We start from the raw sequence: 18,112 nt of genomic DNA, 5'->3' as shown, positions 1-18,112 counted from the left end.
CTGATGAACAAGATGGAAAAGGCCGGTTGCAAGCGCTCGGTCGTCGGCCTCGTCATTCCGACCGGCTATTCCTTCAACCTCGACGGCACCAATATCTACATGACGCTGGCGGCGCTGTTCATCGCCCAGGCGACCGACACGCCGCTCTCCTATGGCGACCAGATCCTGCTCCTGCTCGTCGCCATGCTGAGCTCGAAGGGTGCGGCCGGCATCACCGGCGCTGGCTTCATCACGTTGGCCGCGACGCTCTCCGTCGTCCCCTCCGTGCCGGTCGCCGGCATGGCGCTGATCCTCGGCATCGACCGCTTCATGTCGGAGTGCCGGGCAATTACGAATACTATCGGCAATGCGGCAGCGACACTGGTGGTGGCGAAGTGGGAAGGAGAACTCGACCAAGCGCAGCTTTCCGGGGCGCTTGCAGGTGACGGGCCGGCGGGATCCAACCCGGAAATGGTTCAGCCAGCCGAGTAATGCCTCCCAGGGCAACTCCGCACAGTCGTGCGGCTTGGCGCGGGTCTGGCATGCCAGACCCGCGCCATTTTGTTATCCACCGAAGACGGCTTCTGTTTCATCCGCGGCAATTCAAAATGTTGCAAAGGACCCCGCGTCTACCTGTTCATGCCCAAGTGTCGCCGCAACGCTGATCGGGAACCAGATGCTGCAAACTGCACCCACCGTCGTTAGCTAATGTCCCTGCCCGCTGTTTCCAAGGAGCCAGAGGTGACCCCTATTGTCGTGTTTGTCAGTGCCACGACACGCTGCTGTTCGACAAAATTCCTAACACACTCGCTTAAAGCGTTGAACTGACAGTGACGTTTCGCATAGGCGCTTCTCCGCGTCGCTGGCATGACTTTTGCTGATTGTCGATCGCGACGGGGCAGGAACGACCAACTATGACCCACTGGCTGCCTCGCCGGGCGAGGAACCTTATGCTCAACGATGGCCGGACTGTGAAGTCCGAATTTATGGGAAATCAACTCATCGATGTAGTCGCGGCTATCGATGAAATCGCAGCATTGTTCCGGGACAAGGTAGCGATCAAGCATGGTGCGGAAGAGCTCACATATGGTGGGCTGCAACTGCTGTCGGATAGAATTGCGAGCACCCTGCGGGCGCGCGGTCCAGAGGGTACGATCGTGGGCTATTACGGCGCAAGAGACCTCAATTGGGCGGTCACGGTAATCGCAATTTTGAAAAGCGGCTCAACTTATTTGCCGCTCGATCCATCCTTACCGGCATCGCGCATTTCCTGCGTGATTGAGCAGAGTGGATGCAATCTGATTATCGGGTCAGAAAGACGCGAATCGCTTGCTCGCTTCCAGGAAGACAGCACCGGCGACCTGCAATTCTTGACGGTGCAGGCGGCGCTACTCGATGTCTGTACCTCCCCTGCAATGCGAGCATCGGTAGAGGGCCCTCTCGCCTACCTCCTGTTCACCTCCGGTTCGACGGGAAGACCAAAGGGAGTGATGGTCAAGCGGGCGGGCCTCAACAACCACTTGATGGCGAAGATTGATGCACTCCAGCTAGGTCAGAAGGACTGTGTCGCACAAACTGCCTCGCATAGCTTTGACATCTCGCTGTGGCAGCTTTTGGCAGGGCTTTGTGTCGGCAGTTGCGTCACGATCATAGATGATGCGACAGTGAGATCTCCGATGGCCCTTCTTGAGGCCCTTGAAACAAATCGCGTCACTATCGTCCAATTCGTTCCATCGTCGCTCGCAGTATTCGTTGAATATCTGCAGACACTGTCGGCGCAGGAGCGGCTTCTCGGCGCCTTACGCATGATCTCCACGGTCGGCGAGCCGCTGACGCCTGCCTTGGTGCGCAGCTGGCTGACACTCTATCCTCAAGTCCCGATCCTCAATCACTACGGCCCGACAGAATGCGCGGATGGGGTTACGCATCATCTGATCTCTCTCCCGCCCCTTACGGCTGACGCCTATGTTCCCATTGGTAAGCCGATTGCCAATCTCAGGGTTTATATCGCCAGCGGCACACGTCTGTGCGAGGCGGGGGAAATTGGCGAAATCTGTGTGAGCGGTGTCGGTGTCGCTGACGGTTACATCAACGATGGCGAGCGTACCGAAAATGCTTTTCTGTCAAATCCGTTCTCGGACCACCCATCATATCGGCAGCTCTACAAGACCGGCGATCTTGGACGGATCAGGGCAGACGGCCTCTTGGAGTGTCTTGGTAGACGAGATCGGCAGATCAAGATCCGCGGACATCGAATCGAACTCGGAGAGATCGAGTCTCGCCTATGCGCCCATCCTTTGATAAGTGCGGCCGTGGCTGTTGCACCCCTCCACGAGAGCGTGAAGCTCACGGCCAGGGACATAGCAAATACCGACGGAGCAATCGGGCCCAGACGGATAGTGGCGTATGTGTCGGCTCCTGCGGGGCTATCGGAGAGTGAACTCCGCAGCTTTGTTGCCGAAACGCTGCCTGCCTACATGCTGCCGGAACGAATCATACGTGTCGACCGGCTACCGACGACCCCAAACGGCAAGGTCGACTTCGCGTCACTGCCTGATCCGACGACGCTTCGCCCGGAGTTGCTGGAGCCCTTCGAGGAACCAACGACCGAGCTCGAAAGCAGACTACGAGATATTTGGTCCAGCATTCTTCGGATCGAAAGTATCGGCGTGGGCGACCAATTCATGGATCTCGGCGGAGACTCGATCCGCGCGATGCTAATATTGGCTCAAATCCACAGGCAGCTCGGGACGAAGGTGGACTTCAGGCTTGTTCTGAATGGGACGATCAGGTCGCTTGCGGCGTCGATATCAAGGCAGTCCGAGACGACAAAGTTGGGGCTCCCCACCTGTGGCAAGCTCAGACGATCACCCCTCACTCGAGTACAGGAACACCTTTGGTTCCTCTGGCAGCTCGACCCGACTGCGAAAAACTACATTATCCAGGGTGGTGTGCGTATCCGAGGTGACATCGATCCGGCCGCTTTCAATAAGGCCTGGAAAGATGTGGTTCAGGCGCATGACGCGCTTTCGGCACGTTTCAGCGACGAAGACGGCCCAGTTCAAATTTTCGATGATCCCAAGAACTCCGATCTAGAGTTGGTGGACGCCACCCTCCTATCCAACCACGAGGCCGAGGCAGTTGTGGCGGAGCTGCGGCGAACGGAGCTCAACAAGCCCTTTGATCTCAGTCAGGGCAATCTGTTTCGTGCGCGCATAATCCGTCTCGGCGCGGACGACCATCTCATATTGATCACCGCGCACGAAATCATCATAGATGCATGGTCGATCTCTGTCCTGCTCAGAGATTTGCAAACGAGATACTCGCATGCCGCTGCATTTTCTCCGGCGGATCGCACATCACTCTCTAGCTATGCGCTGTGGGAAAGTGCACATGTAACGCCGAAGTCGCTGAAGGGCCAGCGGCGCTATTGGCGTCAGCAGATAGGCGACAATCCTCCGGTACTTTCGCTCGGAAGCCCTCGACTGCGGCCGAAAGTGACCTCCTACCGCGGGAATTCGCATGCGGTTCTCCTTGACGGTGAGCTATCTGATCAGTTGCGAGATTTTGCACGCCGGCACAGGTGCACGACTTCCACGGTCCTCCTGGCATGCTTCAAGCTGCTGTTGCGGATGTATAGCGGCCAAGACGATATTATCGTTGGCATACCGCACGTGGTGCGCAGCGAGCCAGGCACTGAGGAGATCGTGGGATTCTTCCTCAACATGGTGCCGATCCGCACAACGATTGACGTCAACAGGTCCTTCGTGGGCCACGTAACTCACGTACAGGACCTCATAGGCGACGCCATCGCGAACTCGGCGTATCCGTTCAGCTGGATGGTCCGGGATGCCCGACTCCACCGCGAGCCTGGTCGATCGCCCATCTTCCAAGCCATGTTCAACATGTACTCTGAGCCCGCGGAGCCACCTGGCAAACGCGATCTCCAAGTGTCATTTCGCGAATACGACACCGGTTATGTGAAATTCGACCTCACGCTGTACGCGCAAGATGAAGGCAGTGCAATTGCATTGCAACTGGCCTACGCGGAAGACATATTTTCGAGCGATGAGATCGCTCGCATGGCCGATAATCTTCGTCATCTCATTGCTACCTGTGTGGAGAGATCGGGCGAGCCGATCCTCGCCCTGGAGGGTCTCAGCCCGTCGGAAGTCGCCAGTCTAAATTCGCTCAAGGGCGAGGAGCGGCTATACGAGAACGAACCTCTGCTCGTGGAAGCGTTCGATCAGGTGAGCGCTTTGAATATCGATCGGGTGGCCTACTTCGGCGAATTCGGAGCAATCACGTTTGGCCAACTGCGCGAACGAGTGGCTGCGATCAAGGCCGTTCTGCGAGCTTGCGGGGTGGGGCCGGGAGACATCGTTGCCATGCTGGTTGACAGGTCCCCGGATGTAGCGGCCACAACGTTGGCAATTCGGGACTTGCAGGCAGTTGTTGTGCCGATATCGCCAGATTACCCGAAGGAGCGGGTCGGCCAGATCCTGGAGGATAGCGGCGCGAACCTCCTTGTGCACACCGGCAGTGACGAAGAGGTCCATTTCGCGCTGCCGAGCGTCAGCCTGACCACCCTGCAGGCCAGATACAACGCTGGCCAGGTTTCGCACAGAACTATCGAATTGCCCGATGAGAGCACAGCCAGTCTAATATATACCTCTTCCTCGACCGGTAAGGCGAAGGGCGTTCTCATACCGGAATCCGCCATACTCAACCGACTGAACTGGATGTGGCGATGCTTTCCCTTCGATGGCTTCGACGTGATGGTGGTACAGAAGTCAGCAGCCCTTGTTGCTGCGGCATGGGAGTATTTCGGAGGGCTCCTGAAGGGAGTGCCAACGCTGATCCTGACGCACGAGCAGTTGCTCGACCCCGACCTCTTGTTGCAAGCATTGGCAAAGCATCACGTGACGCGGTTGTTTGCCTCTCCTCCCATTCTCACCGGTTTGATCGCCTCTCAACAGCGAGGCCCAAAAAGGACCAACTTGCGCCTTGTTACAAGCAGCGCTGAACCGATGCCGCCATCACTTCCCGGTCGTTGGAGAGAATGCTTTCCAGACGTACCCCTATGGAATTTCTATGGAACGACGGAGTGCGCGTCTAATTCAGCGGTATACCGAACATCGAACGGCGACGACGGCTTTTCAGCCGTGCCGGTCGGGCGCCCGATCGACAATGTAAAAATTTACGTTCTTGACGCACAGTTGAAGCGGGTGCCCGTGGGCGTTGCGGGCGAGCTCTGCGTGGCAGGGCGCTGCCTGAGCACGGGTTATTGGAAGGATCCAGAGCGGACAACTCACTCGTTCGTTCCAAATCCGTACGATGAAGGTCAATACAGCCTCCTCTACCGCAGTGGTGATATTGCTCGCATCTCGGTGGAAGGCCTTCTGGAGATTTGCGGGCGTGCGGACAACCAAATCCAGCTTCGGGGGTTTCGAATTGAACTGGAGGACATCGAAACGGCGCTTGCATCGCATCCTGGCGTTGCGAAGGCCGCGGCATTTGTAAGGGGCCAGGATGATGATCAGCGACTGCTCGCCCTTGTCGTCCCGGCTCGTGCCGGCCTGGCCTCAAGGGACATTGTAGACCATCTGCGGCAAAAACTGCCATCTTACATGATTCCGTCGGATGTTCGGGTCGTGCGCCGTATTCCGGTCACGGCGAGCGGGAAGATAGACCGTGCCCGTCTGGCGTCCGTGTCATCGAGCATCATGCGAAGGGCCAAATCCGCTAAGCCGCAGACGAAGAGGGAGCGACTGCTCGCCGATATTTGGCAAGAGCTGTTGGGCACAAAATCTGTCGGTATCGATGATAGCTTCTTTGATATCGGCGGAAATTCGCTTCTGAGTGTGCGGTGCGTTACACTGGCGCGCAAAGCGGGACTGAGCTTTACCGTCAGCCAACTGCATCGGACACCAACGATCCGAGAACTGGCAAAGCACCAAACGTCGGCTGCGGCCTCTGCCTTGGCGACTTCCGATGGGCCGCTGCCAGTGACCCCTGCAGTCTCCCATTGGAATAGTATCGTTGGCATTGGCGAACACTACAACATTGGCGATCTGTTCTTCATGCCCGCCGGCCACTTGAACCTCTCCATTCTTGAGCAAGCGCTTGCGCATGTCCTCGGCCGGGAGGAAGGACTGAGGCTCCGAATTGACCAAACGGAGAGCGGCCTGTCTCAGGCAATCGGTTCGATACCAGATCCCCTGATCGAAGAAATAGACCTTGCCGGCATGGCCGCAGCAAAACAACTCACGGTCATCGAGCACGCCTGCGCGGAGCGTCAGCGCACATTTCGATTTGACGGTGAGACACCGCTTATCAGAGTCTCAGCCTTCCGGACATCAGAGTGCGACGATTACTATTTGCTTGTCCTGCTACACCATTTCGTAGCAGACGGGGTTGGATACCGGCTGTTCCTGAATGCCCTCGAGGCAGCTTACAATTCGTTTGCTTCAGGCCAAAGCGCTGCGGATCCCGAGGCGTCGACCCTGTCTCGATGGCTGGAGCGATTGGAGAATTACGCAAATGGCGAAGCGGCAACAGAGCTCGAACACTGGGAGAGCTTGCGGTATGACCAGTTTGACATGCGTGTGAGCGACGCTGGCGCTGGCGCGGCGGGATTTTCAGCCGAAACTGCAAGGTGGCTCCACTATGTAGGGGGTGAGGAACATCTCGATGAAGAATTCTGCAGACCGCTCTGGAAAGACCAGGCAACATTCCATCTAAGGATCAGTGAGGAGGCAACAAGGAAGCTTCTCAACGTTGCGGCGGCGTCTGCAGACTGCGAAGATTTCGATCTATTGCTTGCTGCTATTTCGGGGACATTTGGCCGCGCTTTCGGCAATTACTCACTCTGGATTGACAGTCTCACTTCGACCAGGGGACGTCTGTTTGACGACATCGACCCCTCTCAAATCATCGGTTATATCGGTGAACTGGTACCGCTCCCGTTATGCCTTGACGGTACAGAGTCTCGTCCGGACCGAGCCCGTTCGATTTATCAGCAGCGCAGCTCGTTGCCACGCCAGGGCATAGGTTTCCGAGCTTTGAAGTTCTTAAATCGGAACCCCGCTGTCCGGGAGCGGATCGATCGTCTGCCGTTACCTCGCATTGGAGTGAACTATCGAGCGAGGCTTCAACATCATTATCCGCGCCGTCTGCTGTCCAGAGATCCACACCCATTGTGGATCGGTGACGACATGGATCAGTCCGTTCTGAACTACCTCTTCTGGTTTCGCGTCGGATACCAATCGGGCGAACTACAGATCGAAGTCAGATATGATCCACGACACGTTGGCTACGAAACGACCCGCAAGGTCTGCGCAATCTTGCAGGAAGAGCTCCTGCAGATGGTGGACGCGTTTGCAGATCCTGGCGCAATCGGCCGGTAACGGATGGGGCCCTCGGAGCAACAGATGAAGGGCGAAGAAGAGCGCATGGCCTCACCGGCAGAGCATATCAGTTTGTTGGATGGCAAGGTGTCCCGCCTCATCATACGGCTCGCCATTCCCTCGATTATTGGGTTGTCGTTCAATGCACTTCAGCAGTTCGTGAATGCGATCTTTGTCGGGACACTGGGTGCGCAGGCTATCGCTGCCGTCAGCATAACTTTGCCTATCGTGGTCCTGCTCACCGCGGTCGGGCAGGGAATCGGCGTCGGCACAGCATCCTTCGTATCGCGCAACCTCGGGGCTGGCAATTCGCTGGAGGCCAGTCGAGGGGCGAGCTCGGCACTCGGCCTCGCGGTTCCGATCGGAGTCGGACTGACCGTCGCTCTGCTTCTCAATTTGCGCGACGTTCTCGCTATGCTGGGTGCCAGTCCGACAATAATGCCAGCTGCGCTCGATTACGCATGGTTGCTCCTGTTTGGGTACACTCTCATGCTGTTGAACATGGTCAACGGGTTTATCGTGAGAGCTGAGGGTAATACACGCTTCAGCATGTGGACCATGATTACATCTTTCACGCTGAATGCCCTGCTCGATCCAATTCTGATTTTTTCGCTGGATCTCGGTGTTCGCGGAGCGGCGCTAGCAACACTGCTGTCTCAGATCTCCGCCACCAGCCTCTACGTCCTCTATTTCGTGAAGCAACGTGGAATTGTCCGTGTCCGACCTTCCTTCGCAAGTTGGAGGGGCGACCGCGTAAAGCAGATGGCCGCCATTGGAGCTCCCGCAACCTTCACCGGTATCTTGTCTGCTGCTTCATTTATGCTCTTGAACAGGGCTGCTGCGCCGTTCGGCGACAATTCCATTGCCGCTGTAGGTATAGCGGCACGCTTGATAACGATTGGTGCACTCCCGATTATGGGCCTGTGCATCGGCTCCCAAGCGGTTCTCGGTTTCAGTTGGGGAGCACAAGATTTCGCTCGGGTACAGAGAGCGGCGAAGTTCATGCTTTCCGTAGCCGTTGGGTTCTCGGTCAGCTTTTCTGCTGTGGTCGTGGTTTTTGCCCGGCCAATCGTCCAGCTCTTGAGCGATAGCGAGGCCGTGACGCAAATCGCTGTCCCGACATGCATCGTGTTCCATCTGTTTTTCGGGCTTTTTGGTGTCCAGTACGTTGCAATAACCATGCTTCAGTCGTTCGGGCGAGCCCGTCTGAGTGCCGTCGTTTCCTTCGCGAGGCAAGGATATCTCTTCGTACCAGCCATACTGCTGTTGCCCGTCATTTGGGGTTTTAACGGCCTGTTGATCAGCCAGGCAGTTGCTGAGCTATTGGCAGGGTTGCTGGCCGTGCTCGTGATATTCAGGCAGTTCGGCGATCTCAAAGGAATGCTCCTTAGCCGAGGAGCGAGCCGCGAGAACTGAGAGCTGATGCAAGCGTGGCGACTCTCTCTGGATTGTCGCTGACCGCCCGGATGCAAGGCGGAGGCTTCGCTTCCCCTCAGCTGCTGATTTTCGATCCGAGTCAAATGACATTGGCGGGGAAGCGCCGTCGACTGCACTCGATTTTGCTCGGGGACCCCGCAAAAATGCATGCTCAAGCGAGAGGAGATCTCGATGATAGGAACGCTGCTGCCATCGAATGTTGCCGTGCAAACCTGCCTGGCAAGTGAAGGCAGCAGAACTGGAGTGATGGCCGAAGAGGAAAGTGCAATCGCGACCGCAGTCAAAAGCAGAAGGCGTGAATTTTCGATCGGGCGGGCCTGTGCCAGAGCGGCATTGTCCAAGCTTGGCTTTCCACCGTCAGCGATCCCAACTGGGCCTAACCGAGAACCGCTCTGGCCGTCCGGCGTCGTGGGCAGCATAACGCATTGCGCCGGATTTCATGCCGCGGCTGTTGCCCTGCAGAAGGACTGCGTTGCGCTTGGGATCGATGTCGAAGTCGACGAGGAGCTCCCCTCAGGCGTGTTGCCGCTCATTTCGGGTGACGAGGAGCGAAATTGGATCGCAAACGCACCTCAGGGCCGCAATTGGGGACGGCTGCTCTTCAGTGCCAAGGAGAGCATCTTCAAGGCGTGGTTCCCGCTCACAGGTGAATGGTTAGGCTTCGAGGATGCCGTAGTCACTATCATTCCGGAAGATCGCTCATTTGTTGCTCAGCTTCCGCACACGATCGTGCCGGCGAACAATTTTCCTTCGGAGCTCCGCGGCCGCTTCCTTATTGCAGATGGACTGATACTGACTGCAGTGTCCCTTGCGGCATCTAAGGCCAATCACTCTCCCCTTGCCGGCGCGAAGACGGAGTCGAGTCCAGACATTAAGTAGCATTGTAGCGCTCCTCAAGACAATCTGGAGCTTTCGACAGACAAGACGACCTTTCCTTCGGGCCAGTTCAAAAGCACAAGCTCGGCTTTTGACTGTTTAAATGACGTTGCGACGCCAGGCCGTGTAGATGAACTCAAAGGTAGGGAGCAGTGACGGCTGCCGAGATCTCGTATCCATCCTGTTACAAGAAAGACGACTTCTCCCCATGTCCGCATCCCTTCTCAGTCCGACATCGGCATAGCTGCGAGTGTTCACAGCATTTCGGATCTGAGCGGCCTTCGGCAGCCCGTGAGAACGGAGTGACCCAATAACCGGATTTAGCCAGGCGCTTGCCAGAGCGGTCCGCAGGAATATTGCATCTACGGCGACACAAAGCAGTGTTCGGCGGCCATATCGATCGTGCCCACTGGAGTGGTGTAACTGACGGCTTTGGTCGCCGTGCTCTCCGGCGTAGGCCGGACTGATCAGCGTGCCACTGCCGGCAGGCTGATGAGCGGATCATCGCTCATCTGGCTAATGGTTTGCAGTGTCATATAGCGAGTCCGCTGCACGGCCCACTCATCATTTTGTTCAAGCAGCAATGCGCCGACGAGGCGGACGATGGCATCGTCGTTGGGAAAGATGCCGACAACCTCGGTGCGCCGCTTGATCTCGCCATTGAGTCGCTCTATCGGATTGATCGAGTGTAGCTTGACGCGGTGGTCCTTGGGGAAGCTCATGTAGGCGAGGACGTCGTGCTCGGCCTCGTCCATGATGGCGGCGAGTTTTGGCACCTTCGGGCGGATTTGGCCGGTGACGGCGCGCCACTGCAGGCTTGCCGCCTCTGCCGTCTCCTGGGCGAAGGCGGTGGCGATGAAGGCCGACACGACGCGACGGCCACTCTTTCCGGCATGCGCCAGCACGTTGCGAGCGAAATGAACCCTGCAGCGCTACCAGGTGGCGCACAGAACTTTGGAAACCGCCGCATTGATGCCTTCGTGGGCATCGGAGACGACGAGCCTGCCGCCGCGCAGGCCACGCCGGGTTAGCTTGCGAAGGAACTCCTCGGCTCGGCTTCGATGTGCCGACCTCCATGCCCAGCACCTCGCGCCGGCCGTCCGTGTTGACGCCGACGGCGATGATCATAGCGACGGAGACGATGCGGCCGCCGCGGCGCACCTTCAGGTAGGTGGGTAGAGTAGGCGATGTGCGCCTTACCGCCTTGCGACGGCAGGTTTCACATCGCCGAACCGGACATGCGCCTTTCGTTGCGCATCCGGCTCTCCAGAAAACATGGCAAAGTCAGGCGTTCCCATCCATGCCAAACGATATCGGCAGACGGGGGTCCAGCCGAGCATGTGTTGCTCGACCGGCCCTCTCGCCAGAGCCGTCTGGTGGGGCGTCGACCGCTGGGCCGTTTGGAGCCCCAAAGTTGACGCACCCCCGCTTTGGGCCGTTTCTTACCCAACCAGCAGAACAGACGCAGACCCACATACCAGTCGATACCGACGAACACGCGGCCTGCGCCCACACAGTGGCGATAATAGTTTGCCCATCCACGCAGAATGGGGTTGATCTCCCGACGCTTATCGCCAAGGCTGACGGAGGTACTGTCCCGTCCCGTCAGTTGCTCGACCCTGCGACGCAGGCTGACGACTTTTGCCGCAGCAGCGTTTCCATAGGTCCGCAGTAGCGGTGATGAAATTCGCGGTGCGACATTGCCGCATCATGACATGCAAAGCGTGAAGATCATCCACTACAAAGGGCGGGGGGTTGTACGAACGTCATTATAAGAAAAGAGATTCTCTTTCGCAGGCATTGCGAGGAAAAAAGCAGCCGCAGCGGAATGGGAGGTCGCGCGCTGGAAATACCGTTCCCACGGTGTCGTGGCAGACCTTACAATTGACCATTTGTTGATCTATATTCTGGTCGAAATGGAGCAACCCGCAATGAAACTGTCAGAACAGGTCAAGCCGATCAGCTATCTCAAGGCGCATGCGCCCGAGATCATCCGGACGTTGAAGGATAATCCTCAGCCCGTTGTCATAACCCTTTACGGCGAGGCGAAAGCGATCCTTCAGGACGTCGGTCAATACGAAGAAACGCAGGAGACGCTGGCGCTCTTGAAGGTGCTGGCGCTCACCAACCGGCAGGTCGAGGAGGGCAAGCTGCGGCCTGCTGCCGAATCCTTCGCCCGTATTCGCAAACGTCTGGCCGACAGCCAGTCCTGCGTACCGTGTTCTTTTCGCCGAGGACGCGGAACGCGACATCGAGGATCTTTACCGGTTCATCGCCGGTCGCGACGGCACTGAAACGGCAGAGCGCATCTTGAAGGAAATCGAAACCGCCTGCGCCGATCTCGCAGAGTTCCCCGCCCGCGGAAACATTCCGAAAGAGCTGGAGAGTATCGGGCTCGCCGAATACCGGGAACTGCATCATAAGCCGTGGCGCATGATCTACCGCATCATGGGCACCGACGTCGTCGTCTACTGCGTCGTGGACGGACGTCGCGACATGCAGACCTTCTTGGAACGACGGCTCATCCGCTGAAGTCGGCTTACGCCCTTCGGTGATTTCGAGATCACGAGCAGCCTCTCCTTTGACCCCGCTGGCACCGCCCAGGCCGCTGCTGCTCAAGCTCTTCTTCTGGATGTGGATTGCAAAGGTCCTTCCTGCCCGGCGCCAGGCTTCCGCCTTCTTCGGAATGGTCTTTCTCACCAATCGCGGCGTCCACATGCCTTCACTGTCGCTAGAGGGCGGTCCGCTCAGCCTACCCACATTCTTGGCGCTCGGCGGTCTCGCAAACGTTGTGCTCATTCTCGCTCTCCCGCCGGCTGACAAGCCGCACCGGTGCCGCAGCGGTCGAATTGGCCGTCGCCGCAACTCTTTGCTTCCTATACCTCTCCGGCGCCCGGCCGGTTGCCGCTCGCCGGCTTCAACATCCGCGGCGGGCTCAGTCTCTCGCCGGAATTCGCGGCCTGCTCACCGGCCTCGTTATCAAATTCTCCGCATTCATCGCCGAGATCGTGCAGGCGGGGATCCCGTCCGTCGGTACCGGCCAGTGGGAGGCGGCACGAGCGCTCGGCCTGCACGACGGCTAAATCATCCGTCTCGTCGTCTTGCCGCAGGCGCTAAAATCCTCGACCACTGGCATCTGACGGAAGAAGCCTTGCCGGCATCCGAGACCAACCCGCCCGGCCTACCCAGCTTTCACCGACCTTGCGGCGAAGAACGACGCCGTTATCACGCCCTATCTGACCACGGTTGGTCGAGGAAACCGGCGGGATCTTCTCGCGCAATCTGCCCGAGATCCGGCGTGCGTACTGGACGCGGGACCTCAAACGCTGGGCGCGCGTGCGCGGCAAGGACTTGCGGCTCGAACATCGCCCGGAGCTCAGCGATCCGACGCCGTCGTCCCCTTTTGTCATTGCGGCCTATCTCGACGGGCAGGATTGGATCGGCGTTACCCGCGTTCTGCAGCATGCCTTCTGGAGCGAGGCGATGGACATCGGCAAGTCCGATGTGCGCGAGGCGATCGTAACAGCCGCAGGCTTCGATGGCGTAGCACTCCTCAGGCGGCGGGCCGACGAGGAAGTTCAGAACAAGTGGTCGGCGGACCGCGTCCATGCGCGCGCCAGCGGTGTCTTCGGCTTTCCCACCTATGTCTATGATGGCGAAATCTATTGGGGGCAGGACAATCTGCCCTTCCTCGAACGAATCTGCGCGGCGATAAGCCTTAGGTGAACGTCAGGCCTATTTTCTTGCGACCAGGATGAGGAGCTTCTGCTGGCGCCGATGCCGGTCTCTTTCCTGGCCCGTCCGCTCGAGCAAGTTGAAACGCTGTCGGGAGTTCCGGATGCCGCCATCGACCTCCAACCGGCGCCCGGATGGCAGCGCGGCGATAATGGGTGACCGACGGTGGCGCGGTGGAGAACCGCGGTGCGATAACCCTCTATTTTGCCGTCCGAGAGACGCTGCGGCGTCCGTCACCGGCCGAAAATCTGGCGCGATTGCGCGTCGTCGTTGCCGACGTGTCCGCTTCCGATGACCGCTACGCCGAAAGTTTCGGCTTCGATTCCGTGCTCGGCGCCGGCGGTCAGCTCGGACTGGCGCCGGAAGGCGAGCTCTTGGCCGATCTCAAGGAAATTTACTGCGGGCACGAGTCGGCGATTACGGTCCACGAGATCGCCACGCCCGCAGTGCTGCGCAACGGAGGCATCGGCACCCATTGGCTACTTCCCGGATCGCTGACCTTCACAGACCCGAAAACCGGCGATCGCGTCACCTTGTCGGCCGATGACGTGAAGAAGCTCGGCGTCGCGCACGATTCCACAGCCCCGATCTTTGATAATCCGGCAGACTGGGAAATCAGCAGCCTGATCCTCGTCCACCCCAAGGGGCGCACTCCACTATGGAGTGAATTTTGGACGCCGATTGACATTCCTGAGTTTGCGCGTGCTCCGCGCAGCTTGCAATGATCACCAACACTGGCTTGCATCGCCGAAGTCAGTTCATCTTGTCGTCGGCGACCCGTCCTGCACCGCCCAGACCGCCGCCTTTTGAAACACCGCTCGTTCCAGCGCCGGCGCGAGCGATTCCGCATAGGCCGTGGCGATATGGTGGCGGTCGCGGAAGGTGAGCTTTCCGTCGATCACCGCAGGGCACGTTGACCTGTTGCAGAAGAGATCGACCACATCGACATAAGACGCATGCATCTCCAAAGCCGCCTTTCTTTCCGCGGCGGGGATGGTTTCCTCCACCGCCTCGCTGCGCGGCGTGTCGCAATCGCTTGGACTGCGTTTCTGCCAAAGCGCGCGCGCCACGCATTTGTCGAGATAGGATTTGTGCACCGGCCCGTCGCGAAGCACCGCGACATTGCTACCGGTGCTTTCCAGCCTTTCGACCGACCGCTTGATCCCGGCGGCCCAATCTTTCACTTCGAACTGGTGCTCAGAAGTGTGATTGATCTCGTTTTTTACATAGCTCGAAGAGTATTGGGATAGGATCACGATGTCGGGACGCAGAGTGTTGATCTCTTGGAACGCCCTGTCGCGCCACTTGTCGCACTCATTATACTTCCGCGGCATGCCGTTCCGTGTCGAGACGCTTGCCGCCGGGCAGGACGACTTAAGATAAGTGACGAGCCGCCAACCGTTGTTCTCGGCAATCTTCTTGAGCGGCGTCGACCAGTGATCGGCATGGGAATCGCCGAAGAGCACGACGGTCTTCTTGGAATTGGCAGCGCCGAATTCGCAGGCCTTCGGCTGCACTTCTCCCCTCTCGGCGACGCAGGCGGAATCGAATTCGCGGGCTGCCGACTTTCGCTCTGCACTCCGCAGGATCAGGCGCTGCTCGCCGTCCAGGCTGTGCTCAGCCAACGCCGCGGTGCCGTAGGCGAGCGTCGCGCCCGTTCCTGTGAGCAGCGTGGCGAAGGCCAACGAACGGCTCGTCTTTGCCGCGAGCCAGCCATTGTGGCGCACCGGGTTCTCGATGAAGCGGTAGCTGAAGAGCGAGAGCCCCAGCGTCAAGGCCAGGCACAACAGACGATCAACGATGGTCAGCTCGGGCTTGAGCACGCCCGCATAGACGATGACGGGCCAATGCCAGAGATAGAGGGAATAGGAGAGCTTGCCGATTTCCTGGAACGGCGAAAACGCAAGTATCGACTTCGGCCCTTTGCCCTCATGCGCGCCGCTCAGGAGGATGAGCACCGTTCCGAGCACTGGAAGCAGCGCAATCGAACCTGGAAATGGAACCTCCTCGCTCACCGTCAGATATGCCGTTGCGATCGACAGAAGCCCGAGCCATCCAAGTGCGGGCGAGAAGCGGGAACGCCTCGCCCAGTCTTGCATCACTGCCATCGAGGCGAGACCGCCGCAGGCGAATTCCCATGCGCGCAGGGGCGAGAAATAGAACGCCCAGGGCTGGGAAATGGCAGTCATCCGCCAGCAAAGCGTGAAAGAGGTGACCGCGACGATCCCAAGAAGAACGAAAAGACCGCCCTTTCCCGGCCGCAGCTTTGCGAAAAGCAGAAGCAACGCCGGCCACACGAGGTAGAACTGCTCCTCGACCGATAGCGACCAGAAGTGGATGAAGGGGTTGCTGGTCGCATCCGGCGCGAAGTAATCGACTGTCCACCGGATCAGCCACAGATTGATCATATAGGCTGAGGCGAACAGCGATCCCTTCGAATAGAACTGTTGTTCGGATGGCGACAGAAGGAAATAGCCGACGATCAGCGTCGTCAGGATGACGAAGAAAGCGGCCGGGAGCAGGCGGCGGGCGCGCCGCGCATAGAAGCGCCAAAGATCGATGGTGCCGCTTTTTCCGATTTCCTGTTGCAGGTGTCGGGTGATTAGAAAACCCGAAATGACGAAGAAGATGTCGACGCCGACAAACCCGCCGGGCAGATCCGTCATGCCGAAATGAAAGGCAATGACGCCGGACACTGCCAAAGCCCGCAATCCCTCGATGTCCGGACGAAAGATTGCCGAGGCTGCCTGTGATTTCATACTCGATCCCCTGTCACCTGGTCGCCCCCTGCTGATGCCTCAGTAGGCGGGAGGCAAAGTTCCATGATGCGGGTGGCCGAAGAGATGTCGTCGGGAAAGGAGACGCTTTCCGCCAGAAGCCCGTAAGCCGTCGAAATTTTGTCCTCCGCCGGTTTCATGAGCGTGTCGAAAACGAGCGCCAGACCGACCGCCGTTTCGCCCTTCACCAAGAGCGGATTGAAAGTGTCGAAGGTGCCCGTCTGCGATAGCCTAAGCTCTCCGCCCTTGGGAGCGTCCGGATTCACATAGTCGAAGTGAGCAAAACCCGGCGGATATTTGAGCTCGTCCACGAGCGACAGCCCGTGATGCCAGACCGGCTGCTCTTGAGCCTCTGCCGTTGGCATCAGAAATAGTGACATTGCCAGGAACGTGGTCGCAACCTTCATTCCTCCAGTACCGCCAATGTCAAGCATCCCGTCGTTTCTCCTTGTTTTCGGTTTTTCTCGTAGACCAGAATAGGCGAAATTCGAAAAATCGATTATTTGGATGGCCCAAATCCGCGCTATGGATAGACAAAAGCGCTTCGCTAAGCTGTTGGCCCGCAATGATATTGTTGTCGTAGTCAGTCTGGACTGGACGTCTGGTCAGAGGCACTGCGGACATGTGCGAAGGATACGTTGTATGTTAGAGTGGGCTTCGCCCATCGTACGAGCGCACAGCGGCACTCCCGCCGGACGGACGGGCAGTCGTTCGCTGGCCACCCATGGCCACGACTTCGAACTGACCAGACGAGAGATCGCAGAGCGGCATCAGCCTGTTCTGCGGAGCTTTGCGCTTCATCAAAGAGAACGTCGCACCGCACGAGGCAAGTCGTGCAATTCTATGGCTGACCGCCAATGCTTCCGTTTTAATGAAGGGCTCTTTCCGCGCAGGCGCTGCAAGTAAAGGCTTGGGAAAAATCTGTGGCTGGAGAATCGCACCCCATCTGGTTGTCGACACCCACCTCTTGGGAGGCAGCATTTCTTGCCATTTGAGAATGCGCGAGCCCGAGCCGTCGTAGGAAGCGGTCGGGCATGTGTACATGAGCTCACTTTTCAACGCGGACACCGAGGGCATTCTCCCCGAGGTGATGACGGCCTATTGGGACGTTGATTACGAACGCCGCGGCACAGCTACTGTTGTAAGACTGTCTTTCGCGCTGTCCCACGCCAAGCTAATTCATCCGTAGAGTGGATCGGCCCCATCCAAATAATCGATTTTGCGGTCCGTACGTTAAGTTGCATAACGGTATTCGCCCAGGGAGACGTAAACCTACACACCGAGCCTCCCAAACACCGGTGTAGGACAGCTCCCCAGACGTATCCCTGGGTACTCCCTTTCAAAGCGGCGTGTTGCCCGCGAGCGCTTAGAAAATTGCGCCTGATCCAGCTTCCCGGCATCGGGCCAGAGAGCATCGCAACACGCCCGAGGGCCCTCGATTTCGCCGTCAGGTCCGGGCTGTTGCAGGCCAAAGGCCGCGCTCATGCTACAGTCTTGCCTCCGGGAAGGGCGTCACGGCGAGCATTCTCGCAACACCGCAGTTCTTTGGTATGTTGGCGCGGTCCGCTCCAAAGAAGCCTGAGGCTTGAAGGTAGCCCGAGGAACCATGTCGAAAATGCTCTAACGAGCAGACCTGATCAGCCTCTCAGCAAGTCTCGTCTTTCGCGCAATGACCTCGGATCCTTCATAGGAAAGGTGACCGCTGTCTCGGTAAAGGAATGTGCCGTCGATCTCGGTCTTGCACGTTGTGTCGTCGCAGAGAAAGTCGTGGTAAGAGATAACCTCCACGTCAGCCTTCATGGCCACTTGGTTCAAGAGCTCGAGAGTGCGGGACCGCATCCGGCGGTAATCGCTGACATATATTTTACAATCACTGTAGCGGCCGAGCATAAGGCTGCC

General features: G+C 58.3%; 10 protein-coding genes and 4 pseudogenes. 9 read left to right on the top strand and 5 right to left on the bottom strand.

The features are described 5' to 3' along the window. The 4 genes from CO664_RS29490 to CO664_RS29475 all read left to right on the top strand — a co-directional run. Window positions 1-471 (top strand): cation:dicarboxylase symporter family transporter (locus CO664_RS29490; protein ID WP_141471833.1); only part of this gene is annotated, 471 nt, incomplete at its 5' end. Window positions 472-893: 422 nt separating this feature from the next. Next, window positions 894-7,388, top strand: coding sequence for a non-ribosomal peptide synthetase (locus tag CO664_RS29485; RefSeq protein WP_234819716.1), 6,495 nt, complete (start codon window positions 894-896; stop codon window positions 7,386-7,388). 24 nt (window positions 7,389-7,412) lie between these two features. Further along, a complete protein-coding gene (locus tag CO664_RS29480) occupies window positions 7,413-8,804 on the top strand; it encodes an MATE family efflux transporter (RefSeq protein WP_097528043.1) in 1,392 nt (463 codons plus the stop codon). 192 nt (window positions 8,805-8,996) lie between these two features. Beyond that, the gene (locus CO664_RS29475) at window positions 8,997-9,704 is read left to right on the top strand and encodes a 4'-phosphopantetheinyl transferase superfamily protein (protein ID WP_097528045.1); all 708 of its coding nucleotides are present in this window, start codon (window positions 8,997-8,999) and stop codon (window positions 9,702-9,704) included. Between the two features lie 464 nt (window positions 9,705-10,168). On the opposite strand, the pseudogene CO664_RS29470 reads toward CO664_RS29475, so the two are convergent. Then, window positions 10,169-10,874: pseudogene (locus CO664_RS29470) on the bottom strand (IS256 family transposase); the annotation flags it as partial. A gap of 46 nt (window positions 10,875-10,920) precedes the next feature. After that, entirely contained in the window at window positions 10,921-11,310 is a 390-nt protein-coding gene (locus CO664_RS29465) for a group II intron maturase-specific domain-containing protein (protein ID WP_234819717.1), read from the bottom strand. Between the two features lie 322 nt (window positions 11,311-11,632). Between CO664_RS29465 and CO664_RS29460 the strand changes: the two are divergent. From CO664_RS29460 to CO664_RS29440, 5 genes and pseudogenes are all read left to right on the top strand, one after another. Beyond that, a pseudogene (locus tag CO664_RS29460) lies at window positions 11,633-11,911 on the top strand (type II toxin-antitoxin system Phd/YefM family antitoxin); the annotation flags it as partial. Continuing rightward, window positions 11,862-12,233: a type II toxin-antitoxin system RelE/ParE family toxin gene (locus CO664_RS29455; RefSeq protein ID WP_097528042.1), complete on the top strand. Its 372-nt coding sequence runs from the start codon at window positions 11,862-11,864 to the stop codon at window positions 12,231-12,233. The pseudogene CO664_RS29460 and the gene CO664_RS29455, both read left to right, overlap by 50 nt. A 257-nt stretch (window positions 12,234-12,490) precedes the next feature. Next, window positions 12,491-12,784 (top strand): hypothetical protein, encoded by a 294-nt coding sequence (locus tag CO664_RS29450; protein ID WP_097528041.1) that lies wholly within the window; start codon window positions 12,491-12,493, stop codon window positions 12,782-12,784. Window positions 12,785-12,889: 105 nt separating this feature from the next. Beyond that, a pseudogene (locus CO664_RS29445) lies at window positions 12,890-13,423 on the top strand (DsbA family protein); the annotation flags it as partial. Between the two features lie 168 nt (window positions 13,424-13,591). Then, a complete protein-coding gene (locus CO664_RS29440) occupies window positions 13,592-14,161 on the top strand; it encodes a hypothetical protein (protein WP_097528040.1) in 570 nt (189 codons plus the stop codon). 33 nt (window positions 14,162-14,194) lie between these two features. On the opposite strand, the gene CO664_RS29435 is transcribed toward CO664_RS29440, so the two are convergent. The 3 genes and pseudogenes from CO664_RS29435 to CO664_RS31055 form a co-directional block, all read right to left on the bottom strand. Next, entirely contained in the window at window positions 14,195-16,195 is a 2,001-nt protein-coding gene (locus CO664_RS29435; RefSeq protein WP_097528039.1) for an acyltransferase family protein, read from the bottom strand. A gap of 71 nt (window positions 16,196-16,266) precedes the next feature. Then, window positions 16,267-16,647 (bottom strand): annotated as a pseudogene (locus CO664_RS29430) (ABC transporter substrate-binding protein); the annotation flags it as partial. Between the two features lie 1,186 nt (window positions 16,648-17,833). Continuing rightward, the coding region (locus tag CO664_RS31055) for an SGNH hydrolase domain-containing protein (protein WP_272938888.1) at window positions 17,834-18,112 on the bottom strand (279 nt) is incomplete at its 5' end.

Source organism: Sinorhizobium sp. NG07B (genome assembly GCF_002532005.1).
Taxonomy (GTDB): Bacteria; Pseudomonadota; Alphaproteobacteria; order Rhizobiales; family Rhizobiaceae; genus Sinorhizobium; species Sinorhizobium fredii_C.
The sequence above is the reverse complement of the archived record's forward strand: the minus strand, read 5'-3'. Positions and strand labels throughout refer to the sequence as shown.

Excerpts from the sequence above, each read along its gene's own strand:
- CO664_RS29485 (WP_234819716.1), top strand. The coding sequence starts at position 894 with ATGACCCACTGGCTGCCTCGCCGGGCGAGGAACCTTATGCTCAACGAT.
- CO664_RS29480 (WP_097528043.1), top strand. The coding sequence starts at position 7,413 with ATGAAGGGCGAAGAAGAGCGCATGGCCTCACCGGCAGAGCATATCAGT.
- CO664_RS29475 (WP_097528045.1), top strand. The coding sequence starts at position 8,997 with ATGATAGGAACGCTGCTGCCATCGAATGTTGCCGTGCAAACCTGCCTG.
- CO664_RS29435 (WP_097528039.1), bottom strand. The coding sequence starts at position 16,195 with ATGAAATCACAGGCAGCCTCGGCAATCTTTCGTCCGGACATCGAGGGA.